General features: G+C 71.3%; 20 protein-coding genes and 1 tRNA gene. 14 read left to right on the top strand and 7 right to left on the bottom strand.

Translation table 11 applies throughout. The features are described 5' to 3' along the window. Positions 1 to 24: 24 nt before the first annotated feature. Positions 25 to 1,662: a Mur ligase gene (locus IPJ78_17055; protein ID MBK7908252.1), complete on the top strand. Its 1,638-nt coding sequence runs from the start codon at positions 25 to 27 to the stop codon at positions 1,660 to 1,662. Here the strand turns inward: IPJ78_17055 and IPJ78_17050 are convergent. After that, a complete protein-coding gene (locus IPJ78_17050; protein ID MBK7908251.1) occupies positions 1,647 to 3,923 on the bottom strand; it encodes a TonB-dependent receptor in 2,277 nt (758 codons plus the stop codon). The two genes, IPJ78_17055 and IPJ78_17050, sit on opposite strands and share 16 nt — an antisense overlap. 119 nt (positions 3,924 to 4,042) lie before the next feature. Further along, on the bottom strand, positions 4,043 to 4,435 hold the full coding sequence (locus IPJ78_17045; protein MBK7908250.1) for a hypothetical protein: 393 nt from the start codon (positions 4,433 to 4,435) through the stop codon (positions 4,043 to 4,045). 121 nt (positions 4,436 to 4,556) lie between these two features. Here IPJ78_17045 and IPJ78_17040 point away from each other — a divergent pair, with 121 nt between their 5' ends. From IPJ78_17040 to IPJ78_17030, 3 genes are all read left to right on the top strand, one after another. Next, positions 4,557 to 6,827 carry an NADP-dependent malic enzyme gene (locus IPJ78_17040; protein MBK7908249.1) on the top strand — a complete coding sequence of 757 codons (2,271 nt, stop codon included), beginning with the start codon at positions 4,557 to 4,559 and terminating at the stop codon, positions 6,825 to 6,827. 46 nt (positions 6,828 to 6,873) lie between these two features. Further along, on the top strand, positions 6,874 to 8,484 hold the full coding sequence (pckA, locus tag IPJ78_17035; GenBank protein MBK7908248.1) for a phosphoenolpyruvate carboxykinase (ATP): 1,611 nt from the start codon (positions 6,874 to 6,876) through the stop codon (positions 8,482 to 8,484). A gap of 151 nt (positions 8,485 to 8,635) precedes the next feature. Continuing rightward, a complete protein-coding gene (locus IPJ78_17030) occupies positions 8,636 to 9,877 on the top strand; it encodes an HD domain-containing protein (GenBank protein MBK7908247.1) in 1,242 nt (413 codons plus the stop codon). 316 nt (positions 9,878 to 10,193) lie between these two features. Here the strand turns inward: IPJ78_17030 and IPJ78_17025 are convergent, their stop codons facing one another. From IPJ78_17025 to IPJ78_17010, 4 genes are read right to left on the bottom strand one after another with little or no spacing between them, the layout of a single operon-like run. Further along, on the bottom strand, positions 10,194 to 10,394 hold the full coding sequence (locus tag IPJ78_17025; GenBank protein MBK7908246.1) for a hypothetical protein: 201 nt from the start codon (positions 10,392 to 10,394) through the stop codon (positions 10,194 to 10,196). Continuing rightward, positions 10,387 to 11,142, bottom strand: coding sequence for a Stp1/IreP family PP2C-type Ser/Thr phosphatase (locus tag IPJ78_17020; GenBank protein MBK7908245.1), 756 nt, complete (start codon positions 11,140 to 11,142; stop codon positions 10,387 to 10,389). Before IPJ78_17020 ends, IPJ78_17025 begins: the two co-directional genes overlap by 8 nt. A 4-nt stretch (positions 11,143 to 11,146) precedes the next feature. Then, positions 11,147 to 12,592, bottom strand: coding sequence for an FHA domain-containing protein (locus tag IPJ78_17015; protein MBK7908244.1), 1,446 nt, complete (start codon positions 12,590 to 12,592; stop codon positions 11,147 to 11,149). Between the two features lie 43 nt (positions 12,593 to 12,635). Further along, positions 12,636 to 14,480, bottom strand: coding sequence for an ABC transporter ATP-binding protein (locus IPJ78_17010; protein MBK7908243.1), 1,845 nt, complete (start codon positions 14,478 to 14,480; stop codon positions 12,636 to 12,638). A 62-nt stretch (positions 14,481 to 14,542) separates the two neighbouring features. On the opposite strand from IPJ78_17010, the gene IPJ78_17005 reads away from it, so the two are divergent. From IPJ78_17005 to IPJ78_16995, 3 genes are read left to right on the top strand one after another with little or no spacing between them, the layout of a single operon-like run. Beyond that, positions 14,543 to 16,411 (top strand): serine/threonine protein kinase, encoded by a 1,869-nt coding sequence (locus IPJ78_17005; protein MBK7908242.1) that lies wholly within the window; start codon positions 14,543 to 14,545, stop codon positions 16,409 to 16,411. Between the two features lie 9 nt (positions 16,412 to 16,420). Next, positions 16,421 to 19,243 (top strand): excinuclease ABC subunit UvrA, encoded by a 2,823-nt coding sequence (uvrA, locus tag IPJ78_17000; protein ID MBK7908241.1) that lies wholly within the window; start codon positions 16,421 to 16,423, stop codon positions 19,241 to 19,243. Between the two features lie 42 nt (positions 19,244 to 19,285). Beyond that, entirely contained in the window at positions 19,286 to 19,720 is a 435-nt protein-coding gene (locus IPJ78_16995; GenBank protein ID MBK7908240.1) for a histone, read from the top strand. Positions 19,721 to 19,913: 193 nt separating this feature from the next. On the opposite strand, the gene IPJ78_16990 is transcribed toward IPJ78_16995, so the two are convergent. After that, entirely contained in the window at positions 19,914 to 21,146 is a 1,233-nt protein-coding gene (locus IPJ78_16990) for an ABC transporter permease (protein ID MBK7908239.1), read from the bottom strand. A gap of 133 nt (positions 21,147 to 21,279) precedes the next feature. Here IPJ78_16990 and IPJ78_16985 point away from each other — a divergent pair. The 7 genes from IPJ78_16985 to purK all read left to right on the top strand — a co-directional run bounded on the left by IPJ78_16985 (position 21,280) and on the right by purK (position 26,914). Next, positions 21,280 to 21,352, top strand: a tRNA-Asn gene (locus IPJ78_16985). 124 nt (positions 21,353 to 21,476) lie between these two features. Further along, positions 21,477 to 23,150, top strand: coding sequence for a beta-lactamase family protein (locus tag IPJ78_16980; GenBank protein MBK7908238.1), 1,674 nt, complete (start codon positions 21,477 to 21,479; stop codon positions 23,148 to 23,150). Positions 23,151 to 23,226: 76 nt separating this feature from the next. After that, positions 23,227 to 23,925: a c-type cytochrome gene (locus IPJ78_16975; GenBank protein MBK7908237.1), complete on the top strand. Its 699-nt coding sequence runs from the start codon at positions 23,227 to 23,229 to the stop codon at positions 23,923 to 23,925. A 57-nt stretch (positions 23,926 to 23,982) separates the two neighbouring features. Beyond that, a complete protein-coding gene (locus tag IPJ78_16970; protein MBK7908236.1) occupies positions 23,983 to 24,735 on the top strand; it encodes an SDR family oxidoreductase in 753 nt (250 codons plus the stop codon). A gap of 26 nt (positions 24,736 to 24,761) precedes the next feature. Then, a complete protein-coding gene (locus IPJ78_16965) occupies positions 24,762 to 25,277 on the top strand; it encodes a DUF1697 domain-containing protein (GenBank protein ID MBK7908235.1) in 516 nt (171 codons plus the stop codon). 9 nt (positions 25,278 to 25,286) lie between these two features. Then, on the top strand, positions 25,287 to 25,781 hold the full coding sequence (purE, locus tag IPJ78_16960) for a 5-(carboxyamino)imidazole ribonucleotide mutase (GenBank protein MBK7908234.1): 495 nt from the start codon (positions 25,287 to 25,289) through the stop codon (positions 25,779 to 25,781). Further along, positions 25,778 to 26,914, top strand: coding sequence for a 5-(carboxyamino)imidazole ribonucleotide synthase (gene purK / locus IPJ78_16955; protein ID MBK7908233.1), 1,137 nt, complete (start codon positions 25,778 to 25,780; stop codon positions 26,912 to 26,914). The genes purE and purK overlap by 4 nt, the downstream gene beginning before the upstream one ends. Positions 26,915 to 26,921 lie beyond the last annotated feature (7 nt).

Below are 26,921 nucleotides of genomic sequence, written 5' to 3'. Positions count from 1 at the left end.
CCGGCGCCCGCTCCGAAGGCCCCGTTGTGGGAGGACTCGCGCCGGCTCTTCGGCGCGAGTCTCTGGCTCCATGCGCCGGGGGCGGTGCTCGACGCCGCGCTCGAGCCGCGTCAGGCCGAGCTCGAGATCGAGGCGTGGCGCACCCACGCCCTCCGCCTCGCGATGCACGTCGGCTGGGAGCCGGACCTCGCGGTGCGGCGCACGGCCGACGGATCGCGCGCGGCGCTCGCGCTCACCGCGCCGATCGACGCGCTCCTCGGCGCCACGCTCGTCAACGAATGGGCCTGGATGCGCGCCGCCAGCGATGGCGAGGCCCGCGCCGCGCAGACCGGCGATCCCGACGAGCCGCGGCTCCCGTGGGACGAGACGGCGGCACGCATGGCGCTCCGGGCGTACCTCGCGGCGGAGGAGAACGCGCCGTTGCGCGCCCTCGAGACCGCGGCGCGCCGCGCCGGCACGCCGCTCCTCTTCGACGAGACCGAGGTCTCGCTCGGCTACGGCACACGCGGGCGGACCTGGCCCATCGGCGCACTCCCCGCGCCGACCGAGGTGCCGTGGCACACCCTCGGCCGCGTCCCGGTCGCGCTCGTCACCGGGAGCAACGGCAAGACGACCACGGTCCGGCTCGTCGCCGCGATGCTCGCGCGCGCGGGCCACGTCGTCGGGTTCTGCTGCAGCGACGGCGTGTTCATCGACGGGCGGCGTGTGGAGCGGGGGGACTGGAGCGGCCCCGCCGGGGCGCGACGCGTGCTGCGCGACCCGCGGGTGACCGCCGCCGTCCTCGAGACCGCGCGCGGCGGGATCCTGCGTCGGGGCCTCGCCTGTCCGCGCGCCGACGCGGCGCTCATCACGAACATCGCCGAGGACCATCTCGGCGGGTACGGCATCGAGTCGCTCGGCGACCTCGCCGACGTGAAGCTCGTCGTCGCCCATGCGCTCCGCGACGCCGGGACGCTCGTGCTCAACGCGGACGACCTCCTTCTCCGCACCACGCCGCATCATCATCACGGACCGGTCGCCTGGTTCAAGGCCGACGAGCCTCCCGCGGTGCTGCCACCGCCGGCCGAGATGCCGCTCACACTCGGCGGCGCCGCGCGCCACAACGTGTCGAACCTCGCCGGCGCCGCCGTGCTCGCGACGCTGCTCGGCGCGCCCGCGCATGCGATCCGCGCCGTCGCGTCGTCGTTCGGCACTGAGAACGACGACAACCCCGGCCGGCTCGAGCGTTTCGAGCGCGGCGGCGTGCGCATCTGGATCGACTATGCGCACAACCCGCACGGACTCGGCGCGCTGCTCGCCGCGGCCGCGGCGTCACGCGGCACGGGCCGGCTCGGACTTCTACTCGGGCAGGCCGGCGACCGCGACGACGATGCGATCCGCGCGCTCGCGCGCACCGCGTGGGACGCGGCGCCCGACCGGATCGTGCTGAAGGACCTCGACGGCTACCTGCGCGGCCGGGAGCGCGGGGACGTGCCGGCGCTGCTGCGCGCGGAGTTGTTGGAGTCCGGTGCGCGCGCCGAGCAGATCGATCTCGCGACCGACGAGACCGACGGGGTGCGGCGGCTGCTCGCGTGGGCGCGGCCGGGGGACCTGCTCGTGCTGCCCGTTCACGCGCTCGAGGCGCGTGAACGGGCGATCCAGCTCGTTCAGAACTGGACCTGATACACGAGCGAGATGTTGCGGCCGGGATTCGCCGCGAACCGCTTGATCCGGCTCGCCGCATCGAAGTAGCGCGTATCGCCGACGTTGTCGGCGCGCAGGGTGAGCTGATGGAGGATGTTCCCCACCAGCCACTGCGTCCCGGCGCTGAGATTCACCACCGTGTACGCGTCGGTGGCGATGTCCACGTCCCCGCCGGTCACGCGATCCTGCGCGAAGCCGTGCCGCACGTCGCTGGAGACCGAGAAGCGTCCCTGCTCCCAGCGGAGTCCGGCGCCCACGCGGGCCGGCGGCATGAACGGCAGCGCGCCGCCGCCACGGAACTCGCCGCGCACGACGTCACCCATCACGCTCGCGACGAACGCATCGCCGAGTCGCGTCTCCACCGAGCCTTCCACGCCGCGCAGCTCCGCATCCGCCTGCGCGAAGCGGTTGAGCGGCACGAGCTCGCCGTCCACGAGCGTGTCGCCGACGATGTTCGGCGTCACGTAATCATCGATGCGATTCACGTAGGCGGAGAACTGCGCGCTCGTCCGCGCCGCGCGTACCCGGATGATCGCCTCGCCGCCGGTGCTCGTCTCGGAGCGCAGGGCCGCGTTGCCTTGATCGTACGTGCCGGCGGCGGCGTGGTTCGCATTGGAGTACAGCTCCTCGACCGTCGGCGCGCGGAACGCGCGCGCGACCGACCCGCTGAGAGACACGATCTCCGTGACGGACCAGCTGAGGCCGAGCGAGCCGGAGCCGTTGCGGAAGTTCACCGTACGTCCCGGACCGAACTTCGGATCGCCGGTCTTCGACGCGATCTCGTAGTCGTCCCAGCGGGCGCCGAACTGCAGGTTCACGTCTCCCTTGTGCCCGGGATGCGCCGACCCGGTCTCGCGGACCACGATCTCCTGGAAGAGGAACGCCCCGAGGCCGCGCGAGTCGGCCGCGGGCGTGAGCGCCTCCTCACCGGTCGCCGCGTACTGCTTGAAGAGGCCCTGCAGTCCGATCGCGCCCTTGAACCGCCCGAACGCCGTCGAGGCTTGCGCGTTCAGGGTCTGCGTCCGGAGCTCGAAGTGCGTCCCGATCGCGCCATCGGGCTCGATCTCGTCATGCGCGTAGTCCTGCGCGGTCCCTTCGATGCGCAGATAGGGTACGGCCGTCGAGGCCAGTTGCAGGCCCGTCCGCGCGCTCAGGCCGGTGCGTCGACCGTCGAGCCGGATCCCCGCCTCGGGATCGCCCGCTTCCGCGGGGATGCCGTAGTTGAAGTCGTACAGCCGCACCCCGAGCCCGAAGTTGCCGCGCTCGCCGATGTACCCGTAGCCGATCGCGCCGTTGGACGCGCGCGAGTCGGTGCCGTCGAGCGTCGTCGCGCCACCCGTGCGGAGCGGCCCCATGTCGCGATACCCGCCGCGCACCGACAGCGCGCTGCGGCCGCCCAGTGGCGCCGTGAAACCGGCGTTCACCGCCGCCCCGGGCGTCACCGACTCGCCCTGGGAGCCGACCGACCCTTCGACGTGCGTCGGGACCGAGGTCGGGATGTCGTTCGAGATGACGTTCACCACGCCGCCGAGCGCGTTGTTGCCGTAGAGCAGCGAGGCCGGACCGCGCACGACCTCGATGCGCTGCGCCGCCAGCGGGTCCACCGACACGCCGTGATCGGCCGCGGCGGACGCGAGGTCGCCGGAGCGCTCCCCGTCCTGGAGCACGAGGATCCGGTCGCCTGACAGGCCGCGGATGACGGGCATGGTCGCGGCCGGACCGCTGTAGCGCTGGCTCACGCCGGGCTCCGACGCGAGCGTCGCCGCGACCGAGGAACTCATGGCCCGCGCGAGCGACTTGCCGGAGAGCTCGGCCGCGGTCTGCGTGAGGCGTTCACTCTCGGTGCCGGTGGGTGAGGCACTGACGACCACGGACGAGAGCCGGAGCGGCGTCGCGCGCAGTTCGACGCGCACGCGCACGTCGGGGCCGGCGGGGGGGACCGTCACGACGACATGCCCCGGTGCGTAACCGATGAGGGTGACACTGAGATGGTACTCACCCGACGGCAGGCCGCGGAGCACGAACGCGCCCTCCGCATTGGTCGTCGTGGAGCGACCGACCTCGGCAACGATGATCGTCGCGTTCGCGAGCGGCGTGCCGGCACTGTCGACGACGCTGCCGAGCACGGCAGGGGTGAAGCGAGGAGCGATCTCGGCGCGCGAGACCGCGGGGAGCAGGACGAGCAGGAGCGCGCCAGCGAGGGCGCGCAGCGTCGAGGCGAGGATCGAACGGGATGTCATGAGGAGGAGTCGAGTGGTGCACAGGGCACGCGGCCCGGGAGTCCCCGGGGCGAGCCACTGCACGTCAGGCGCACGCGCGCAACGCGCGGCGCGATCCCCCGCGCCCGAAGGCGCGGGACTCAACCCCTCGGCGGACCTCGCGGAGAGGCACTGCCGGGCAGTACCGCGGCCGCGGCGCCGAGCCCCGGCTCCTGCGGCCGCACCGCCGCCCGTCGGACGACGGCTGCCGGCGCGACCCGGTCCATCGGCCCGTCGGACAACGTCGACGTGACCTGCTGGCACAGCTGGCAGGTCGCGGGATCGTGGAGCGGCGGGCAAGACTGGTCCTGCGCGTCCTCCCAATGTGCGACCACCGATTCGGTGTGGCCCGCGAGCGCGTCCGCCACCGGCGCGGCCGCCACCACGAACCCGTGCACGGCCAGCCAGGCGCCGACCACGGCTCGCGCGAGTCCCGTCCGGGACGGGGCGCGGAGTGGGCGGCGCAGAGCGAGGAGGATGCGGGTGAGGGTCATCGGTGAGGAATGAGTACAGCCATCGGCCGGGGTTCGACAAGGGAGGACTCAGGGTCCGCCTGACACCGGAAGCGCCAGTTGACGCTTTCCCCTATCCCACTGGCGCCACTAGATTTACGCCATGAAACGCGAGGACGCGCTCGACTACCATTCCCGCGGCCGACCGGGCAAGATCGCGGTCGTCCCCACCAAGCCGCTGACCAACCAGCGTGACCTCGCGCTGGCCTACTCCCCGGGGGTCGCCGAACCCTGCCTGGAGATCAAGGCCAACCCGGACGACGCCTACAAGTACACCGCCAAGGGCAATCTGGTCGCCGTGGTCACCAACGGCACCGCGGTCCTCGGCCTCGGCAACATCGGCGCCCTCGCCGGCAAGCCGGTGATGGAAGGCAAGGGGAACCTCTTCAAGCAGTTCGCCGACATCGACGTCTTCGACATCGAGGTCGGTTCCGAGGATCCCGAGGACGTCATCAAGTTCTGCCAGCTCCTCGAGCCCACCGTCGGTGGCATCAACCTCGAGGACATCAAGGCCCCCGAGTGCTTCCACATCGAGGAAACGCTCCGGGCGACCATGAAGATCCCGGTCTTCCACGACGACCAGCACGGGACGGCCATCATCTCCGGCGCCGCCCTGCTCAACGCGCTCGAGGTCGTCGGCAAGGACATCGGTCAGGTGCGGGTCGTGTTCTCCGGCGCCGGCGCCGCGGCCATCTCCACCGCCGAGCACTACATCCGGCTGGGCGTGAAGCGCGAGCATGTCATCCTCTGCGACCGCAAGGGCGTCATCTGGAAGGGCCGCCCGGACGACATGGACAAGTACAAGGCGCGGCTGCAGAACGACACGCCGGCGCGCGACCTCGCCGCGGCGCTCGTCGGCGCCGATGTCTTCGTGGGGCTCTCGGTCGCGGGCGCCGTGACCGGCCCGATGGTCGCGAAGATGGCCAAGGACCCGATCATCTTCGCCCTCGCCAACCCCGTGCCGGAGATCCTCCCGCACGAGGTGAAGGCGGTCCGCGACGACGCGATCATCGCCACCGGCCGCTCCGACTATCCCAACCAGGTCAACAACGTCCTCGGCTTCCCGTTCATCTTCCGCGGCGCGCTCGACGCCCGCGCGACCGAGGTGAACGAGGAGATGAAGATGGCGGCCACGCGCGCCCTCGCGCAGCTCGCCAAGGAGGAGGTGCCGGACTCCGTCGCCGCCCTCTACGGGCTCACGAACGTGAAGTTCGGCCCCGAGTACCTGATCCCCTTCCCGTTCGACCCGCGCGCGCTGTTGCGCGTGGCGCCGGCCGTGGCCTGGGCCGCGGTGGCGAGCGGGGTCGCGAAGGAGTTCATCGACCTCGACGAGTACCGCGACAAGCTCGAGGCCCGGCAGGGCCGCGCGCGGGGCATCATGCGCGGCCTCATCTCCCGCGCCCAGCAGGACCCCCGGCGCATCGTCTTCCCCGAGGGCGAGGATCCCAAGATCCTCCGCGCTGCGCAGATCCTCGTCGACGAGCAGATCGCGCAGCCCATCCTCCTCGGGCGCCTCGACCGCGTCCGTGCCCTCGCCGACGAGATGAACATCCCGCTCGACGGCATCACCATCGAGGAGCCCGGCGCGTCCAAGCGCCGCGACCGGTACGCGCAGTTCCTCTGGAACAAGCGGCAGCGCAAGGGCCTCTCGCTCGTCGAGGCCAACCAGCGCATCACCCGCGCGACGATCTTCGGCTCGGTCATGGTCGCCGCCGGCGACGCCGATGCGCTCCTCGGCGGCATCGGCAAGCACTACCCCGAGACCGTGCGCCCCGCCCTCGAGGTGATCGGCGCCCATCCCGATGTCGGCCTCGCGTCGGGTCTCTACATGCTCGTCTTCGAGCAGCATGTCGTCTTCTTCGGTGACACCACGGTCAACATCGACCCCACCGCCGAGCAGCTCGCGCTCATCGCGCACTCGGCGGCCGGGCTCGCGAAGACCTTCGGCATCGCGCCGCGCATCGCGATGCTCTCGTTCTCCAACTTCGGCTCGGTGAAGCACCCCGAGGCGGCGAAGATGGCCGAGGCCGTGCGCCTCATCCGCCGTCGCGACCCGTCGCTCGTCGTGGACGGCGAGATGCAGGCGGACACGGCGTTCAACGAGGAGGTGCTGGCGGGACGCTACCCGTTCAGCGCGCTCAAGGAAGCGGCCAACGTGCTGATCTTCCCCAACCTCAGCGCCGGCAACATCGCGTACAAGCTGCTCACGCAGTTGGGCGGGGCGACGGCCATCGGCCCGATCCTCGTCGGCATGCAGCACCCCGTCCACGTCCTCGAGCAGGGCGCCGACGTGCAGGAGATCGTCAACATGGCAGCGGTGGCCGTCATCGACGCGCAGCAGCGCGGTCGCGGCACCGCCCCCGCGCGCGGCTGATCCGGCCCGCGCGGTCCCACACGACCATTCCCACTTCGACCCGAACATGACCTCTTCGACCGTCCCCAGCCGCGAGAGCACCACTGGACTCTCCGCCCAGGGGCTCGCCCCCACGGGCACCGTGCGCTGGAACCTCGAGGCTCCCGAGCTCATCCTCGCCGCCGCCCGCAAGGGCGAGGGCGAGCTCGCGCACATGGGCCCCTTCGTCGCCGTCACCAAGCCGCACACCGGCCGCTCGCCCAACGACAAGTTCGTCGTGAAGGAGCCGAGCACCGAGGCCGACGTCGACTGGGGCAAGGTCAACCAGCCGATCAGCGAGGCGCACTACGCGACCCTCCTCGCCGACGTGCAGGCGTACCTGAACGGCCTCGACGAGCTCTTCGTCGAGGACCTCTACTGCGGCGCCGATCCCGCCTATCGCCTCTCGTGCCGCTACGTCACGCCCAACGCGTGGCACGCGAACTTCGTCCGCAACATGTTCATCCGGCCCGAGCTCGCGGCGCTCGCGGCCTTCGTGCCGAACTTCTCGATCCTCCACGCCCCCGAGTACCAGGCGGATCCGGCGCGCCACGGCACCCGCACGAGCACCTTCATCGTGCTCAACCTCGCCAAGCGCACCATCCTCATCGGCGGCACCCGCTACGCCGGCGAGCTCAAGAAGGCGATGTTCACGGTGATGAACTACATGCTCCCCAAGCAGGGCGTCCTCTCGATGCACTGCTCGGCGAACATCGGCTCCGCCGGCGACACCGCGCTCTTCTTCGGCCTCTCCGGCACCGGCAAGACCACGCTCTCCGCCGACCCCGAGCGCGGCCTCATCGGCGACGACGAGCACGGCTGGAGCGAGAGCGGCACCTTCAACTTCGAGGGCGGCTGCTACGCGAAGGTGATCAACCTCTCCCGTGAGCAGGAGCCCGACATCTTCGCCACCACCGAGATGTTCGGCACCATCCTCGAGAACGTCGTCCTCGAGCCGGGGAGCAAGAAGGTGCGGTTCGAGGACCAGTCGATCACCGAGAACACGCGCGCGTCCTACCCGCTCCACTACATCCGCAACCACGTCCCGTCGGGCCGCGGCGGACACCCGAAGCATGTGGTGTTCCTCACCGCCGACGCCTTCGGCGTGCTGCCCCCCATCGCCAAGCTCACCAAGGAGCAGGCGATGTACTACTTCCTCTCCGGCTACACGGCGAAGCTCGCCGGCACCGAGCGCGGCGTCACCGAGCCACAGGCGACCTTCTCGGCCTGCTTCGGCGCCGTCTTCCTCGTCTGGCACCCGACCAAGTACGCCGAGATGCTCGGCGAACTGCTCGACAAGCACGGCGCGCAGGTCTGGCTCGTGAACACCGGCTGGAGCGGCGGCGCCTACGGCGTCGGCTCGCGCATGAAGCTCGCCTACACCCGCGCGATGGTGCGCGCGGCGCTCGCCGGCAAGCTCGACAAGGCGCAGGTGACGCCCGACCCGATCTTCGGCCTCCCCATCCCGTCGGTGATCGACGGCGTGCCGACCGAGATCCTCCAGCCGCGGAACACCTGGAAGGACGGCGCCGCGTACGACCAGCAGGCGAAGAAGCTCGCGGGGATGTTCCAGGAGAACATCAAGAAGTTCGGCGCGGCGGTGTCGGAGGGGATCCTGGCGGCGGGGCCGAAGGGGTGAACCGGACGGCCGGTGAAGGCTGAAGGATGAAGGGGGCGAGGCCGTGCGGCCTCGCCTTCTTCATTCGCGATCGGCGCGCAGTGCATCGGCCCTTCCCGGAACTTGCATGGCGGTAGCTTTCGTCCTTCCTCCTTCGGCCTTCCTCCCAGACATGCCCACCCTCCGCGATCCCCTGTGGAACAATATCCGCGTCGACGGGCCCTACCTGGCCCTCGTCGACTCGGCCCCGTTCCAGCGCCTCCGCTACGTGCGGCAGCTGGGGCTCGCGCACCTGGTCTATCCGGGCGCGACGCATTCGCGGTTCGAGCATGTGCTCGGCGCCTACCATCTCGCGCGCCTGACCCTGCGCGTCCTCGACGACGCCGGGGAACTCGCGCAGGTGCCGGAGCTCGACCGGCGGCTCGTCGTCGCCGCGGCGCTGCTGCACGACATCGGGCACTACCCGTTCTCGCACGCGCTCGAGGAGATCGGCGTCCCGCACCATGAGCAGGTCGCCGGGCCGCTCATCGCCCAAGGGCCGGTCGGCACGATCCTCCGCCGCGAGTTCTCGGCCGACGCCCCCGAGCGAGTCCTCGCGCTCGTGCGCGGGACGAGCGAGTCGCCGCTGCAGGGGCTCATCTCGGGGTCGATCGACCTCGACAAGACCGACTACCTCAAGCGCGACGCGATGATGTGCGGCGTCGCCTACGGCGAGATCGATGTCGATCGCCTGCGGCACGCGCTCACCCTCGTCGCCGACCCCTCGACGGGGCGCCCGACGGTCGGCCTCCGCGAGAAGGGGCTCTCGGCGCTCGAGTCGCTGCTGTTCGCGAAGTACCAGATGTACCGCAACGTCTACTGGCAGCACGCGGTGCGCAGCGCGACGGCGATGTACAAGCGGCTCGTCGAGGATGCGCTCGCGGACGGCCTGCTGCGCGTGGAGGCGCTCGTCGGCTACACCGACGAGGGGTTGCTGCACGAGATCGACCAGGCGGCCTCACGTGCGGGACGCGCGGCCCCCGCGCTCCTCGGCGCGCTCACCGAACGCCGGCTCTACAAGCGCGCGATGGAAGCGCCGGCCGCGGCGCTCACGCAGCTCGACCTCGAGTGGATCGCCGAGGACCGTACCCGCACCCGGGCCGCCGAGCGCGTCCTCGCGGCGGCGCACGGGCTCGCCGAGGGGGAGCTTCTCCTCGACTACCCGCGGAAGGAGCGGATGCTGGGGCTCGACCTGCCGCTCCTCGCGCGCGACGGCACGGTCCGTCGCATCACCGACTCGGGGCTCGCGGGGGCGATCAACCTGCCGATCCTCGCCGAGCAGCTCTACCAGTCGGCGCGATGGCTGCGGGTGTTCACGGTGCGGCGGCTCGAGATTTCGCTCGACGATGTGCTCCGGGTGTTGGCGTCGGCTTGACCGCTGACGGCTTCACCACAGAGGGCACAGAGGGCACAGAGAACTGCGGAGAGGTGCCACTGCGTTTCACCACAGGGGGCACAGGGGGCGCGGCGGATCCGTCGGGCGCGGTAGTCCCTTCAAGTCCTTTTCTTTGTGGAACTGCAACTGCGCACGGATGCCCGGTTGAACGCGATCCCCCCCTGTGTCCCCTGTGCCCCTGTGGTGAAGCCGTTGAGGATCCCCGAGCGCGCAACGAAAGAAGGGCGGAGAGCGCCAAGCGCCCTCCGCCCTTCTCTGTGCCCTCTGTGCCCTCTGTGGTGACCGCAGTTGCGGTTCACTCGGCAGCAGCAGCCTTCTTCGCCTTCCCGTGCGCATCGGCGAGCATCCGTCCGATTCCGCGGTAGAACTTCGCATCGGCGCCCTTGCCGTCCTCGGCCATCGCCAGCGCGCACCGCTCGAGCGCGTAGAGGATGTTGCCGAGGTAGAGCTCCGCGATCCCGCCGACCGTCTCCGGCTGTGGCTGCTGCTCAGACATTCGGGACGTCGTCGAGCGAATCCACCTGCACCACGATGGCCGTGATGTTGTCGAGGCCGCCGCGGTTGTTGGCTTCGGCGATGAGCGCGTCGACGATGCGGCCGGGGCCCGAGCGCGCGAGCAGCAGCTGCTGCAGGCGGCGGTCGTCGACCATGCCGGTGAGCCCGTCCGACGCGACAAGGAAGACGTCGCCCGGCTTCATCGCGCCGGCGTAGATGTCCGCCTCGACCTCGTCGCTCGCCCCGACGCAGCGCGTGATCACGTTGCTGTACGGGTGATAGCGCGCCTGCTCCGGCGTGAGGAGGCCCGCGTCGACCTGCTCCTGCACGTAGGAGTGGTCCTTGGTCACCTGCGTCAGCGCGCCGTCGCGCAGCAGGTAGATCCGCGAGTCGCCGATCTGTCCGATGAGGTAGCCCTCATTGGACATCACGAGCACCGACGCCGTGGTCCCCATGCCCTGCTTGTCGACCTCGGCGAGCATCCGCTCGTAGATCGCGCGGTTCGCGTCCTTCAGCGCCTGCGCGACGAGGTTGGCCGCGTGGTCCGACTTCACGGACTGGAGCGGGAGCAGCGTGCGCGCGACGATCTGCACCGCCATCTCGCTCGCCACCTCGCCCGCCGCATGGCCACCCATGCCATCGGCCACGACGAAGACGCCGCGCTGGCCGTCCGCCTCGGCGAAGAAGTTGTCCTCATTGCCGGAGCGGACCATGCCGACGTCCGTCCGTGCACCCACCTTGATCTGCATCCGCTCAGCGCCCCGCGAGCAGGAGAAGCGAAAGGAGCCCGACACCCGTGCCCGCGAGGGACACGAGGAGGAGGATCACCGCGGCACAACCCTTCTTCTTCTCTTCCGGGGCCTGCGCCATCGCCTTCGCCGCCGCCTGGGAAGCGGCCTGCGACTTGGCACTCGCCGCCTGCTTCTTGATCGCGTCGACGTTCACCGCCGCGATCGCGCGCGTGCCACCGCCGGCATCCTGCGTGGTGGCCACGGGCCGGAAGGTCATCTTGATGCCGCCGAATCGCAGGTCGGGCGCCCCTTCCACCCGCACCTCACCCTGCACCCGGCGTCCGCCCACGTAGGTCCCGTTGGTGGACTCCTGGTCCACCACGTACCACCCGTCGGCGCGCTTCTGGATCTTCGCATGCGAGTCGGAGATCGACTCGTCCTTGATCGCGATGTCGTTATGGTCGCCGCGGCCGATGTTCGTCAGCGCGGAATGGAGCTCGAACTTGGTGCCCTTGAGCGGCCCTTCCGCCACGATCTCGAGCGAGGCGAGGGGCTGCCGGCCGGCGGCGGGAGCCGCGGCAGGGGCCGGGGCGGGCGCCGGGGCGGGCGCCGGCGCCGCCTTGGGCGGCGGCACCATGCCCGGGTGCCCCATCATCGTGATGTCGAGCTGAGGGACAGGCTTCGGCGCGGGCGCCGGGGCCGGCTCGGGGACGGGCGCCGGGGCGGGCGCCTTCGGCGGCGCGAACCCCGGCCCGCCCATCATCGTCACCTCGAGCTGCGCCGCGGACGGCGCCGGCTGCGGGGCCGCCTTCGCCACGTCCGCGTAGAACCGGAACTCCTCCGCTCCCATCTTGATCACGTCGCCGCGGCCGAGGAGCTGCTCGCCCTGCACGCGCGCGCCGTTCACCCAGACGCCGTTCGTGCTGTGGTCGGTGAGCATGTACCCGTTCGACGCCGGGGCGATGCTCGCGTGCTTGCGCGAGATCTCGGTGCTCGCGATCACGACATCGTTGCCGACCTCGCGGCCGAAGGACATCCCGGCGTCGGCGACGGCGTACTCGCGGCCGTCCACGAGCGAGACCAGCCGGCCGCCCGTCGCGGTCGTGGGCTTCTTGGGGGCCGAGGAGGGCTTGGAGGCCGCCGCGAGCTTCGCGATCTCCGCGGCGCTCACGAACTGCGTGCTCCCGCCCTTCTGGTCCTCGCCCAGCCGCAGCTCGTGTCCAGCGATCTCCACGCGATCACCATGGAGGAGGGGGCTCGGTTCGACGCCAAGCTGGACGCCGTTCACCGTGACCACCGACCCGGCCGTCCCGCGGCGGATGGAGACACCCTGCTGGCCGACCAGAACGACCGCACTGGTCGACGGGTCGCCACTCGGCAGCCGGATCTGGGCGCCATCGAAGGCGCCGATCACGGTCTCACCCGCCGCGAGCGGGTGCTGGGTATCCTGGAGCTTCAGGTAGGGCATCGGAGGCTGGAAACTACGCCCGGCGTGGGGGGCTCGGCAAGCGTCAAACCCCTGCCGTTGCGGTGGATTCGAGCTCCCCGGCCTGGAGCCGGAAGAGCCGTGCGTACAGGCCACTACGGGCCAACAGGGCGCGATGTGTCCCGCGCTCCCGGACTTCCCCGTGGTGGAGGACCAGGATCTCGGTCGCCCCGGTGATCGTGCTCAACCGGTGGGCGACCGCGATCGTCGTCCGGCCCTGCATCAGTATCGACAGGCCGCGCTGGATCTCGGCCTCCACCTCGGAGTCGACCGCGCTCGTCGCCTCGTCGAGCAGGAGGAGGGCCGGATCGGCCGCGATCGCCCGCGCGAAGGAGAGGAGCTGCCGCTCGCCGACGCTCACGCTCGCCCCGCGCTCGCCGAGGACGTGGCCGTACCCGGCCGGGAGCCGCTGGATGACCCGATCCGCCCCCACCCGCGCCGCCGCCTGCCGCACCTCGTCGTCCGTGAGCGGCGCCCCGAGTCGGATGTTCCCCGCGACGTCCCCGGCGAAGAGGAAGATGTCCTGCTGCACGTACCCGACCACGCGGCGCAGCTCCTCCACCGGCATCGAGCGGATGTCCCGCCCATCGAGCAGGATCCGCCCGCGTTGCGGTTCATAGAAGCGCAGCAGCAGCGAGATGATCGTGGTCTTCCCCGCTCCCGTATGCCCCACCAGCGCCAGCGTCTCCCCCGGCCGCACCACGAAGGAGACCCCGCGCAGGACCCACTCCGGATCGGACCCACGTTCATCCTTCTTCCTTCCCCCTTCATCGTAGCTGAACCAGATATCCTCGAACTCGACGGTGACCCCGTCGTTCGCCGCCCGCCGCGGCGCCACCGCCGTCACCGTCGCCGTCCCGTCGGCCACCGGCGTGTCGAGCAACGTGAAGATCCGCTCCGAGCTCGCCATCGCCTGCTGGAGCGTGTTGTACTTGTCGCTCAGGTCCTGCAGCGGCTGGTAGAACCGCCGCGCGAGCTGGATGAACGCCGCCACCGTTCCCACGGTGAGCGTCCCCGCCTCCACGCGCGGCGCCGCGGCGACGATCAGGCTCGCGAGCGCGACGCTCGTGAGGATCTCGATGATCGGGAAGTACAGCGCGTAGACCGTCACCGAGCGCAGGTGCGCATCGAGGTGCGCCCGGTCCAGCGCCGCGAAGCGCGCCGCCTCGTCCGACTCGCGACTGAAGAGCTGCACCACCCGCATCCCGGCGATCCGCTCCTGCAGGAACGCGTTGATCCGCGCGATCCGCGCGCGGATGTCGCGATACTCGGTGCGCACCCGCAGCCGGAACCACCGCGACGTGTACAGGATGCCCGGCACCACGAGGTACGCCGCGATCGCCATGCGCCAATCCACCATCACCATCAGCACGGTGATCGCGAGCAGCGTGAAGAGGTCGCCGAGCCCGGCGACCACGCCGGAGGTGAAGAGCTCGTTGAGCGACTCGACGTCGCTCGTGACGCGCGTGACGAGCCGGCCCACCGGGTTCCGGTCGAAGAACGGCACCGGGAGCCGCTGCAGGTGCGCGAAGAGCTGGCGCCGGAGGTCGTGCATGATGCGCTGCCCGAGGATCCCCGTCAGCAGCGTCTCGGCGTAGGCCGCGGCGATCTGCGTGACGAGCGCCAGCACCAGCAGGAGCGCCGTCGTCCGCACGAGCGCTCCGTCCCCGGCGGGGATCGCCACGTCGATCACGCGACGGGTGAGCAATGGCGGGGCGAGCTGCAGCGCGCCCTCCACCATCAGCACCACGACCGCGGCCAGGACGATCCGGCCGTAGGGCCGGACATACGTGAAGAGCCGTCGGGCGAGCCGGGCGTCGAACGCCTTGCCGAGGGCGTCCTCGTCGTGCGGGGAGGCGGGTGCGGTCACCCCGCAATGTCGCCGCGCGGGCACAGCGGAGGCCACCCCGGACGTTAGATTCCCCGTCGCCCATGGCCATCGCTCCCGACCCGCGCCTCACAGGCCTTCCCGACGCCCTCGCCGGCGAGTTCGAGCTCGAGACCGAGCTCGGGCGCGGCGGCATGGGCGTCGTCTACCGCGCGCGCGACGTCCGGCTCGACCGCCAGGTCGCGCTCAAGGTCCTCCCGCCGGACATCGCCGCCGACGCCGAGGTCCGCGGCCGCTTCCTGCGCGAGGCCCGCACCGCCGGCCAGCTCTCGCACCCGCACATCGTCCATATCCATCGCGCCGACGAGCGGGGGCCCTTCGCCTTCTTCGTGATGGGGCTCGTGGACGGCGAGAACCTCGCGCAGCGCGTGCGCGATCGCGGCCCGCTCCCGCCCGCCGAGGCGGTGCGCCACCTCCGCGAGGTCGCGTGGGCGCTCGCCTACGCCCATGCGCGCGGCGTGATCCACCGCGACGTGAAGCCCGAGAACATCATGATCGAGCGCGGCACCAACCGCGCGCTCGTCACCGACTTCGGGATCGCGCGCACCGAGCGCTCGGCGAGCCTCACCTCCGAAGGGCACGTGGTGGGGACCGCCCACTACATGAGCCCCGAGCAGGTGCAGGGCGGCGCGCTCGACGGCCGCTCGGATCTCTACGCGCTCGGCTGCGTGGGGTACTTCCTGCTCAGCGGACGCGTGCCGTTCGAGGGCGACGCCTCCTCGGCGGTCCTCGTCGCGCACGTCACGCGGCCGGCGCCGCCGCTCGTCGGCGTGGCGCCGAACGTGCCGCGCGCCCTCGCCGCGGTCATCGACCGCTGCCTCGCGAAGGACCCGGCCCAGCGCTTCGCGTCGGGCGAGGAGCTCGCCGAGGAACTGCGCCGCGCGATCGAGGGCGCGGTCGCGGCGCGCGAGCCGGTGGTGGTGAGCAGCGGCGGCCATCGCGTGCTGTCGGAGGACGAGGCGTCGCTCGTCTGGCGCCGTGCCGCGCAGTTGCAGGCCGAGGCGGCGGCGCGCCTCGAGCGCGAGGCGCGCGCCACGCGCGCGCACGCGGTCGTCGTGTCCGGCACCGATGCCACGGCCACCGACCAGGGCGCGCCGGCCACCTCGACGTATCGCCTGCAGGATGTCGAGTCGGCCGCCGTCGAGGCCGGCATCTCGCAGCGCTTCGTCGCGCTCGCGCTCTCGGAGCTGCCCAAGGACGCCGACGCCCTCTCCGCCGCGGTGGAGGAGGACACGGCGCGCGAACGCGTCGGGCGCGCGATGCTCGGCCGCCTGCAGCGCTCGATCTCGGTGTCGCGCATCATCCGGTCCCCCGCGCGCGAGGTCCTGAAGTCGATCGGCCGCACCTTCCAGGGTGTGCCGTACCGCATGACGCTGCACGACCAGATCGGGGCGCATCCCCTCGACGGGGGCGTGCTCGTCTTCAAGGTCTCGGACATGGACATGTCCGGGCAGATCAGCTACCCGTTCACCTGGTTGCGGTACGGGCTGGGCGTCACCGAGATCCGCGCGACGCTGCGCCCCCTCGACAACGACCGCGGTTCCACCGAGGTGACCCTCGTTGCCGACTGTCGCCCGGGCCTCGGTGCGAACGTGTGGGGGTACGCCGGGATGTCGTTCGGCGCGACGGCCGGCACGAGCTTCGGCTTCGGCATCCTCGCCGCGAAGCTGATGGCGCTCACCGGCATCATGGTCGCCTTGCCCATCTCGACGATCGCCGTCGCCACCGGTGCACTCGCGATCTCCGGCTCCCGAGCCTTCTATCGCGCCGAGGGCCGCTGGGCGACGACCGAGTTGGAGAACCTCCTCCGCGCCATCGACGCCACGCTCCGCTCGCGCTCGATCTTCGACGAGGATCCGCCGGTCCTCCCGCCCCCGCCGCGTTCGGGCGGCGGGGACATCGTCGGCCTCTAGGTCCGCCGGGTGAAAGACCGCATCGTCGTCCGCGGCGCGCGCCTGCACAACCTGAAGGACCTCGACCTCGAGTTCCCCCGCCGGGCGATCACCGTCATCACCGGCCCCTCGGGCTCCGGCAAGTCGTCGCTCGCGTTCGATACCATCTACGCCGAGGGCCAGCGGCGCTACGTCGAGTCCCTCTCCGCCTACGCGCGGCAGTTCCTCGAGCGGATGCCCAAGCCCGACGTCGACTCGATCGACGGGCTGTCGCCGGCGGTCGCGATCGAGCAGAAGAACCCGACGCGCACCTCGCGCTCCACCGTCGGCACGGCGACGGAGATCTACGACTACTTCCGCCTCCTCTGGGCGCGCGTCGGGCGGACGGTCTGCCCCACCTGCGGCCGCGAGCTCAAGCCCGACTCCGCCGACCGCGCCGCCGAGGCGATCATGGTCGAACCCGCGGGGACGCGCGTGCATGTCGCGTTCCCGTTCGCGCGATCGAGCAAGCTCGTGCACACGCGCATCGTGGAGCACCTGCGCGCCAAGGGGTTCGTGCGCGTCATCGCCGACGGCGAGATCAAGCACCTCGACGACCTCGACACGGCGAAGCCGAACCTCGCGAAGGTGAAGGAGCTGCTCGTCGTCACCGACCGGCTCGTCGTGCACGAGGAGATGCGGACACGCCTCGCCGACGCGCTGGAGACCGCCTTCGCGCAGGGGGACGGCGACGCGGTGGTGATGCTCGAGGACGGGCCGGCCGCCGCGCCGGGCGAGCGCCCGCTCCCGCGCGTGCTCCGCTACACGACGACCTTCCGCTGCCCCAACGACGGTCACGTCGCGCCGGCACCGTCGCCGCAGCTCTTCTCGTTCAACAACCCGCGCGGCGCCTGCGGCACCTGCAACGGTTTCGGCGCGACGCTCGAGTACGACGAAGCGCTCATCGTCCCCTACCCCGACCGATCGCTCCGCGACGGCGCGCTCGATCCCTGGACCGCGCCGCGCTACGACAACAAGCGCCGCGCGACGGCCGAGTTCGCCAAGAAGGAGGGGATCCCGCTCGACACGCCCTGGCGAGACCTCACGAGCGCGCAACGCGAGCGGATGCTGCGCGGCAAGGCCAAGGGGTACGTCGGGATCTTCCCCTTCCTCGAGGCGCTGGAGCCCAAGAAGTACAAGCAGTACATCCGCGTCTTCCTGCGGAAGTACCAGACGGCGCAGGTCTGCGCGACCTGCGGCGGGACCAAGCTGCAGCAGGATGCGCTCAACGTGCGCATCGGCGGCCGCACCATCGCCGAGGTCGCGGCGATGCCGGTGGGACTGCTCAAGCCGTGGGCCGATGCGCTCGCGCTCTCGCCGCAGGAGACCGAGATCGCCGCGCACATCCTCCGCGAGGCGCGCGACCGGATCGCCTTCCTCTGCGACGTGGGGCTGACCTACCTCAGCCTCGACCGCGCCACGCGCACGCTCTCGGGTGGCGAGGCGCAGCGCATCGGCCTCTCCAACTCCCTCGGCGCGCGACTCGTGGACACGCTCTACGTGCTCGACGAACCGAGCATCGGGCTGCATTCGCGCGACCTCGGCCGGCTGCTCGGGCTGCTCGAGCGCCTGCGCGACGGCGGCAACACCGTCCTCATGGTGGAGCACGACCTCGAGGCCATGCGCATGAGCGACTGGATGCTCGAACTCGGCCCCGGCGCGGGCGAGAAGGGCGGCCAGCTCGTCTTCAGCGGGCCCACCTCGACGGCGACCGAGAGCCCGCTCACCGGCCAGTACCTCACCGGCGCGAAGGTCATCCCGTTGCCGGAGAAGCGCCGGCGCGCCGGCCCGCAGTGGCTCACCATCACCGGCGCGCGCGAGCACAACCTGCGGCACGTGAACGCGCGCATCCCCCTCGGCACCCTCACCGTCTTCACCGGCGTGAGCGGCTCGGGGAAGAGCACGCTCGTGCACGACGTGCTCTATCGCGCGCTCGAGCAGAAGCTCACCGGCGAGCACACCGCCAAGCAGCACCTCGGCGAGAAGGTCGGCGCGTACGACGCGATCACCGGTTGGGAGGCGATCGACGAGGTCGTGCTCGTGGACCAGGAGCCGATCGGCCGGTCCCCGCGCTCCAATCCGGTGACGTACGTGAAGGCGTTCGACGAGATCCGCCGGATCTTCTCCGAGGTCCCGCTCGCGCGGCAGCGCCGCTACACGGCGGGCACCTTCTCCTTCAATGTGAAGGGCGGCCGCTGCGAGACGTGCGAAGGGGCCGGGGCGATCGAGGTCGAGATGGTCTTCATGGCCGACGTCTTCCTCCCCTGCGAGACCTGCGGCGGGACCCGCTACAAGCCCGAGGTCCTCGACGTGACCTACTTCGGGAAGCGGATCACCGACGTCCTCGAGATGACCGTGGACGAGGCGATCCGGTTCTTCCCGCGGGAGGAGAAGCTCGGCCAGGCCCTCTGGCAGATCCAGCAGGTGGGTCTGGGCTACCTCCGGCTGGGGCAGGCCGCGACGACCCTCTCGGGGGGCGAGGCACAGCGCCTCAAGATCGCCCGGGAACTGGCGTTCGCGGCCAAGAAGGGGGGCCGGAAGCTCTATGTGATGGATGAGCCGACCACCGGCCTCCACCCGCGGGACATCGAGGTCCTCTGCGGGGTCCTCGACCGGCTGGTGGAGAACGGGCACACGGTGGTGCTCATCGAGCACAACCTCGACGTGATCAAGCGGGCCGACTGGATCGTGGACCTCGGCCCGGAGGGCGGGGACGGCGGGGGTCAGGTGATCGCCGAGGGCACCCCCGAGCAGGTGGCCAAGGTCGCCGGCTCGCACACCGGTCGCTACATCGCGCCGCTGCTGAAGCGGTAGCTTACAGACAGCTGGACGCGGGACCACTTCCCAGAGGACACCATGGCGACCAAGAAGAAGCAGGTGAAGAAGGCCAAGAAGGCGGCGAAGAAGACCGTGAAGAAGACGGCGAAGAAGACAGCGAAGAAGGTCGCGAAGAAGGCGAAGTCCGCGTCGCGCAACGCCGCGAAGAAGGGGAAGCAGGTCATCGCGCGCGCGAAGAGGGCCGCGAAGTCCGTCCGCGCGAAGGTGAAGAAGGCCGCGAAGAAGAGCGCGTCGAAGGTCCGCGCGAAGGCGAAGCAGGCCGTGAAGGCCGTGAAGCGCGTCGCGACGAAGACGAAGGCCGTGCAGACGAAGGCCACCAAGCGCCCCGCCCCGCCGAAGGTCGCCGCCGCGCCCGCCGTGATGGTCGCCCCGGTCGTCGCCCCCGTCGAGCCGGTGCAGCTCCCGGAACCCGTGGCAGCGGTGGAGCCCGCCCCGCATCCGATGCAGTTCTGAGGCGCGACGGAGGAGGAGCGAGGCGCGGAGGGCAAGGAACGAGGCCCCAAGAGCGAGGACCGAGCGGACATCCCGCCTCTTGGCAGTTGGGCGGAGAGAGAGAAGGTGAGAGAGCTTCCCCCTTCCTCCTCGATCTTGGCCCCTCCCCCTTCCCCTTCGCTCCTCGCTCTTTCCCCTCGCTCCTCGCTCCTTCTTACTCGTGCCTGATGGCGTCGATCGGCGATAGCCTGCTCGCCCGCAGCGCCGGATAGAGCCCGAACACCAGCCCGATCGCCACCGACAGCCCCGCCGCGACGAGGATCGTCGACGGCGTCACCGCCGCCTGGATCGGCGCTTTCGTCTGCAGTCGCATGAACCAGGCTACCCCGAACGCGATGCCGAGGCCGAGCGCCACGCCCACCGCCGCGCCGGCGCTCGTGATCGCCACCGACTCCGCGAGGAACTGCCGCAGGATGTCGCGGTCGCGCGCCCCCGTCGCCTTCCGGATGCCGATCTCGCGCGTGCGCTCCGCCACCGCCGCGAGGAGCACGTTCATGATCCCGATGCCGCCCACCAGCAGCGACACGCCGGTGATCGCCCCCATCAGCATCTTGAAGAGCAGCATCCCCTGCGTGATCTCGTCGAGCCAGCGCTGATTCGTCTCCACCGTCGCGCGGTCCTTCCACTTCGCGCCGAAGCGCTCGGCCATCCAGCGCTCGGCGCCGACCTTGATGCTGTCCACGTCCTCGAGGCGTGCGGCGACGAGGGTGATCGAGGGCGCGCGCGTCCCGACGATCGCGCGTCCCGCGTCGTCCACCGGCACGAAGGCCGCGAGCGGCGCCGCCTCCGCGCGGCCACCGCTCACCACGCCGATCACCGTGTGCGGGTTGCCGTTGAGCAGCACCGCGCGACCGACCGCCTTCGCTGGCGCGAGTGAATCGCCGGCGACGACGCCGGCCGCGCGAGGGTTGAGCACCACCACCGCCGTGTCGGTGTCGGCGAAGACACGCCCGGCGACGACCTTGGTCGCCGTGTCGGCCCAGTCGCTCGCGAGCATCCCCAGCACGCCGAAGCCGCGCGGTGGCGCGTCCGGCGCCAGTGTGACCATCGCCGCGCCCATCGTCGCCATCGACACGCGCGCCTCCCCTTCCACCGCCTCGGCGAGCGCGGTCGCGTCGGCCCGCGTGAACGTGATGATGTCCGTCCGCCGGACGAACTGGCCGTCGATGTTGGCGTTGAGCCGCGGCGCGACCGCGACGCCCATGATGTCGGTCTTGTCCTCGATCTCCTTCCGCGCGAACGCCTCCATCCCGTCCCCCATCGACAGGACCGAGACCATCGCCCCGACGCCCATGACGACGCCGAGGGTCGAGAGGAGGGTCCGGAGGAGGTTGGCGCGGAGGGCTTCGAAGCCCACGGCGAGGGAGTTCCGGGTGGAGATCGGCATGCGCGGGGGGTGGCGGGACGTCCTCCGGGCGGCGCCCGGGGTGCGGGGGAGCGTACGGCGGGCCGACGGCCCCCGTTTCGTGGGGGTGGCAGGGTTGAATGCCCCCGGGTGCCCGGCTACTTTTCCCGGTCTAGGCCGCGTAGCTCAGCTGGTAGAGCAGGTGACTGTTAATCACCGGGTCACAGGTTCGAGTCCTGTCGCGGTCGCTCAGGTCAAAAGGGTCAGCCATCGGCTGGCCCTTTTGCGTTCCGGCCGCCGAGTGGCGACCCCGGCACGGAGCATCCATGTTCCGCTGGTCCGCACGCGCCGCCGACCCCCGCCGACCCGCCGATGCCTCTGCTCCGCCGTCTCGCCCTCGCCTTCGCGCTCCTCGCCCCTGTCGCGCTGTCGGCGCAGGCCGCGCCGACCCCGCTCGACCGCCGCATCGACTCCGTCTTCGCCGCCTTCAGCCGCACCAACACCCCCGGCTGCGCCGTCGGCGTCGACCGCGCCAATGCCCCGCTCGTCCGCCGCGCCTACGGCATGGCGAACCTCGAGGCCGGGACGCCCTTCACCACGGGCACCATCTCCGAGAGCGGCTCCACCGCCAAGCAGTTCGTCGCCGCCGCCCTCGTCATGCTCGCCCTCGACGGCGTCCTCTCCCTCGACGACGACGTCGTGAAGTGGATCCCCGAGGTGCGCGGCATCGGCAAGCGCATCACCATCCGCCAGCTGCTCAGCCACACCAGCGGGCTCCCCGACCGCTACGCGCTCCACGACGTCGAAGGGCGCCCCGCCGGCGAGGTCGATCATCCCAACGCCGAGGTGATGGCGATCGTCGCGAAGCTGCGCGACCTCAACTTCGACCCCGGCGAGGACTACCTCTACAGCAATACCGGCTACGTCGTCGCCGTCGCCGTGCTCGAGCGCGCGAGCGGACAGTCGCTCCAGCGGTTCTCGCAGGAGCGCATCTTCGGCCCGCTCGGCATGACCGCCACGCGCTGGCGCGAGGATCATCGCGTCGTGGTCAGCGGACGCGCCCCCGCCTACAGCGGCACGCCGCTCACCGGCTATCGCAATGATCATCCCTTCACGCGCGTGTTCGGCAGCGGCGGCCTCCTCCTCACCATCGACGACTTCCTGAAGTGGTCTGGCGCGATGCAGCGCGGCGAGGGACGCTGGGGGCAGGTCCGCGACTCGCTCAGCGCCGTCGTCAAGCTGAACGACGGCACCGCCATCACCTACGGGCTCGGCGTCATCACCGACACCTGGCGCGGCGTGACGCGCGTCTCGCACACCGGCTCCACCGGCGGCTACCGCGCCGCGCTCTATCGCTTCCCCGACCAGGCGACCTCGGTCGCGCTCCTCTGCAACATCGGCGCGGCCAACCCCGGCGCGCTCGCGACCAGCGTCGCCACCATCGTGCTCGGCGAGGCGCTCGCGCCCGTCGTCGCGGAGGCCACGCCGGCGATCGCGATCACGCCCGAAGCGCTCGCCGCGATCGTCGGCCGCTATCACTCGGCCCGCACCGAGGAGGTCGTCGTGCTCGAGGTCCGGAACGGCCAGCTCGTGGACAGCCTCACCGGCGTCGTATTCCTTCCGCGCGGTGGGGACCGCTTCCGCGCGCGGGGCGGTCAGATGGAGCTGCAGGTGACGCGGGACGGCGCGCGCATGAGCCTGCGCAGCACCGCCCCGGCGGCACGCGCGAACGAGTTCGCGCGCGTCGACGCCCCCGACGTCTCGGCCGCCGCGCTCGCCGCCTACGCGGGCACGTATCGCAGCCCCGAGCTCGGGGCGACCTTCACGCTCGTGGTGCGCGATGGCGCGCTCATGCGCGATCAGGGGTGGCGCGGCACCGAGCGGCTCGGCGCGCTCTATCGCGACGGCTTCACCATGCCGGGCGGCGAGATCATCCGGTTCACCCGCGATGCGCGCGGGCGCATCACCGGGTTCGTCGCGTGGGCGGGGCGAGTGCGGCATCTGCGGTTCGAGCGCGAGGCGGCAGGGGGCCGATCCGCCCGTTGATTGACAAGTGAACTGTCCGCTCCGACAATTGCGGGAGCCGCTCGCCCGCTCCCCCGCTTTCGGAGATGAGAGGACCGTGATCACCCCCCTGAGACTCCTGCCCGCGGCGCTGCTCGTCGCGGTCGGCAGCATCGCCCAGGCCCAGCCGCTCCACACCCCGGACTCGCTGCCACCGGGCGTCACCGCCGCGATGGTCACCCGCGGCCGGGACATCTTCCGCGGCAAGGGCAACTGCTACACCTGCCATGGCCCCGAGGCGCGTGGACTCCTCGGCCCCAATCTCACGGACGCCGAGTGGTGGCACGCCGAGGGGAGCTACCTGGCGATCCTCGAGCGCATCAACTCGGGCGTGCCGCTCAGCCAGTCGCGGCGAGGCGTGGCCATGCCGCGGCGCGGCGGGTCGAGCATCAACGACCACGAGGTCCAGTCGGTCGCCGCGTACGTGTGGCGCATCAGCCATCCGCGCGACTCGCTCCCCGCCCCGCTCACGCGCGAGATGGTGGAACTCGGCCAGAAGCTCTTCGTCGGCGCGGGTCGCTGCTCCACCTGCCACGGCGCCGATGCGCGCGGCAACATCGGGCCGAACCTCATGGACGACCAGTGGATCCATGTGCGCGGGAGCTACCTCGCGATCGTGGGCACCGTCGTGAGCGGCGTGCCGTCGGCCCGCTCGCGCGTCTCGGTGGAGATGCCCGCGCGCGGCGGCGGCTCGCTCACCGACGCCGAGGTCTACGACGTCGCCGCGTACGTCTGGTCCTTGGGGCGGCGGCGCTGATCTGCCGCTGAACGTCGCCGGAGGGAACCGGCATCGATCCGTTGACGTTCGGACCGAATGACCACCTCCAAGCAGTCCCTCGAGACCGCCGGCGCCTTCGTCATCATCGGAGGAGCCGGCGGTCTCGGCCGTTCCATCGCCGAGGCGCTCGCGGCGGACGGGGCGCGCCTCCTGCTCGCCGGACGCGCGCTCGACCGGCTCTATCCCGTCGCCGACGCGCTCGGCGCGACCGCGCACGAATGCGACGCGACGAGCTTCGCCGAGGTGGAGGCGCTGCTCACCGAGGCGCGCGGACGCCATGGGCGCGTCGCCGGCGTGGTGAACGCGGTCGGCTCGATCCTCCTCAAGCCGGCACACCTCACGAGCGAGGCCGAGCTCGACGAGACGTTGCGACTCAACCTGCGTACCGCCTTCGCGGCCGTCCGCGCCGCCGCGCGCGTGATGACCGACGGCGGCAGCGTCCTCCTCTTCTCGAGCTCGGCCGCGGAGACCGGACTCCCCAACCACGAGGCGATCGCCGCCGCCAAGGGGGCGGTGAGCGCGCTCGTGCGCAGCGCGGCCGCCACCTACGCGCCGCGCCGACTCCGCATCAACGCGATCGCGCCGGGGCTCGTGGACACGCCGCTCTCGGCGCGCATCACCGGGAACGCCAAGTCGCTCGAGGTCTCCACGGCGATGCATCCGATGGGACGGATCGGGACGCCGGCGGACATCGTCGCCCCCGCGCGGTGGCTGCTCGATCCGGCGAGCGATTGGGTCACCGGACAGGTGATCGGCGTGGACGGCGGGATGAGCGCGCTCCGACGGTAGGCCGCGCCGGCGCCTAGATTGGCCGAATGGCCACCTTCGTCGCCCTCCTCCGTTCGATCAACGTCGGCGGCACCGGCAAGCTTCCGATGGCCGACCTCCGCAAGCTCGGCGAGCGGTGCGGCTTCACCAACGTGAAGACCTACATCGCGAGCGGGAACGTCGTCCTCGACGCCACGGTGCCCGCGGCGCAGGTGAAGGCGAAGCTCGAGTCCGCACTCCTCAGGCCGATGGGGAAACCCTGCCTGGTCTTCATCCGGACCGCTGACGAGCTCGAGGCGGCGTTCGCGGCCAATCCCTGGCCCGACGCGAACCCCAGCCGGACGATCATCACGTTCCTCGACACCGCGCCGCCGAAGGACGCGATCAAGGGCTGGCCGATCCCCGGCAAGGAGCAGATGGCGCTCGTCGGCCGCGAGCTCCATCTGCATTTCCCTGACGGACAGGCCGACACCAAGCTCAAGGTCCCCTTCGCCGACATCGGCACGGGACGGAACCTCAACACCGTGCGCGCCCTGCTCGCACTCGCTCGCGACCGCGAATAGCTTTCGTCCATGACCGCCTCCGCCTCCCCGCTCGTCGGCGTGATCATGGGCTCGAAGTCCGACTACGAGCACCTGGCCCCCGCGATCGAGATCCTGCAGCACCTCGGCGTCCCCTACGAGGCGAAGGTCGTCTCGGCGCACCGCACGCCCGACTACATGTTCGAGTACGCGAGCGAGGCCGAGTCCCGCGGCCTGCTCGTGATCATCGCCGCCGCCGGTGGCGCGGCGCACCTGCCTGGCATGGTCGCCGCGAAGACGCTCGTGCCGGTGCTCGGCGTGCCGGTGAACGCCACGGCGCTCAATGGCCTCGACGCGCTCCTCTCCATCGTGCAGATGCCCGCTGGCGTCCCCGTCGGCACGCTCGCCATCGGCAAGCCGGGCGCCACCAACGCCGCGATCCTCGCCGCCGAGATCGTCGGCTCGCACCGCCCCGAGGTGCGCGAGAAGCTCCGCGCCTGGCGCGCGAGCCGCGCCGCCGACGTCCGGTCGCAGACCCTCCCATGACCCGCACGCCCGTCCCACCGGGCGCGACGATCGGCTTCCTCGGCGGTGGCCAGCTCGGACGCATGACCGCCATGGCCGCCCGCACGCTCGGCTACGACGTGCGCGTGCTCGACCCCGAGCACGACTGCCCCGCGCGTCACGTCGCCAACCACACCATCACCGCCAAGTGGGCCGACGCCGACGCGGCGCGCGAGCTCGCGACCGGCTGCGCCGCGGTGACGCTCGAGATCGAGCAGATCCCGCGCCCGTCGCTCGAGGCCGCCGCCGCGCAGGCGCCGCTCTGCCCGCCCATCGACGCGGTGTACATCGTCCAGGAGCGCGCGCGCCAGAAGGAGTGGCTCGCCGCGAACGGATTCCCGCTCGGCGCGTTCCGCACGGTGCGCCATTCGACCACCACCGCCGACGCCGTCGCCGCGCTCGGCCCGAGCATCGTGAAGAGCGCGATGGGTGGCTACGACGGACGCGGCCAGGTGCGCGTGCGCACCCCCGACGAAGGTCGCGCCGCCTTCGAGTCGCTCGGCGCGCCCGTCTGCGTCGTCGAGGCCTTCCTCGACATCCAGACCGAACTCAGCGTGCTCGTCGCCCGCCGCGCCGACGGCCAGGCCGTCGCGTATCCCACCTCGCGCAACGTGCACACCGACGGTGTGCTCACCTGGGCCGTCACGCCGAGCGGCGCCGACGAGGAGCTCGAGCAGCGCGCACAGGCGCTCGCGCTCGGCATCGCCGACAAGCTCGATGTGGTGGGGCTCCTCGCGACGGAGATGTTCGTGCTCACCGACGGCACGCTGCTCGTGAACGAGCTCGCGCCGCGGCCGCACAACACCTTCCATCACAGCGAGCGCGCGCATCCCACGAGCCAGTTCGAGCAGCTCGTGCGCGCCATCTGCCATCTCCCGCTCGGATCGGTGGAGGTCGTGCGGCCGGCGGCGATCCACAACCTGCTCGGCGACATCTGGACGCACGGCGCGCCCGACTTCACGCGCGCCCTCGCGATCCCCGGCGTTCGCGTGCACCTGTACGGCAAGAAGGAGGCACGCCCCGGTCGCAAGATGGGGCACCTCTCGGCGGACGGCGACACGCCCGAGCAGGCGCTCGACCGCGTGCTCGCCGCATATCGGGCCATCACCCCATAGGAGATCC

This window comes from Gemmatimonadota bacterium, from assembly GCA_016714015.1.
GTDB lineage: Bacteria > Gemmatimonadota > Gemmatimonadetes > Gemmatimonadales > Gemmatimonadaceae > Pseudogemmatithrix.
This window is presented reverse-complemented; position numbering and strand designations above follow the sequence as displayed.

Excerpts from the sequence above, each read along its gene's own strand:
- IPJ78_16995 (MBK7908240.1), top strand. The coding sequence starts at position 19,286 with ATGGCGACCAAGAAGAAGCAGGTGAAGAAGGCCAAGAAGGCGGCGAAG.
- IPJ78_17050 (MBK7908251.1), bottom strand. The coding sequence starts at position 3,923 with ATGACATCCCGTTCGATCCTCGCCTCGACGCTGCGCGCCCTCGCTGGC.
- IPJ78_16980 (MBK7908238.1), top strand. The coding sequence starts at position 21,477 with ATGCCTCTGCTCCGCCGTCTCGCCCTCGCCTTCGCGCTCCTCGCCCCT.
- IPJ78_17020 (MBK7908245.1), bottom strand. The coding sequence starts at position 11,142 with ATGCAGATCAAGGTGGGTGCACGGACGGACGTCGGCATGGTCCGCTCC.
- IPJ78_16970 (MBK7908236.1), top strand. The coding sequence starts at position 23,983 with ATGACCACCTCCAAGCAGTCCCTCGAGACCGCCGGCGCCTTCGTCATC.
- IPJ78_17040 (MBK7908249.1), top strand. The coding sequence starts at position 4,557 with ATGAAACGCGAGGACGCGCTCGACTACCATTCCCGCGGCCGACCGGGC.
- pckA (MBK7908248.1), top strand. The coding sequence starts at position 6,874 with ATGACCTCTTCGACCGTCCCCAGCCGCGAGAGCACCACTGGACTCTCC.
- IPJ78_17030 (MBK7908247.1), top strand. The coding sequence starts at position 8,636 with ATGCCCACCCTCCGCGATCCCCTGTGGAACAATATCCGCGTCGACGGG.
- IPJ78_17025 (MBK7908246.1), bottom strand. The coding sequence starts at position 10,394 with ATGTCTGAGCAGCAGCCACAGCCGGAGACGGTCGGCGGGATCGCGGAG.
- purK (MBK7908233.1), top strand. The coding sequence starts at position 25,778 with ATGACCCGCACGCCCGTCCCACCGGGCGCGACGATCGGCTTCCTCGGC.
- IPJ78_17045 (MBK7908250.1), bottom strand. The coding sequence starts at position 4,435 with ATGACCCTCACCCGCATCCTCCTCGCTCTGCGCCGCCCACTCCGCGCC.
- IPJ78_17015 (MBK7908244.1), bottom strand. The coding sequence starts at position 12,592 with ATGCCCTACCTGAAGCTCCAGGATACCCAGCACCCGCTCGCGGCGGGT.
- IPJ78_16990 (MBK7908239.1), bottom strand. The coding sequence starts at position 21,146 with ATGCCGATCTCCACCCGGAACTCCCTCGCCGTGGGCTTCGAAGCCCTC.
- purE (MBK7908234.1), top strand. The coding sequence starts at position 25,287 with ATGACCGCCTCCGCCTCCCCGCTCGTCGGCGTGATCATGGGCTCGAAG.
- IPJ78_16965 (MBK7908235.1), top strand. The coding sequence starts at position 24,762 with ATGGCCACCTTCGTCGCCCTCCTCCGTTCGATCAACGTCGGCGGCACC.
- IPJ78_17005 (MBK7908242.1), top strand. The coding sequence starts at position 14,543 with ATGGCCATCGCTCCCGACCCGCGCCTCACAGGCCTTCCCGACGCCCTC.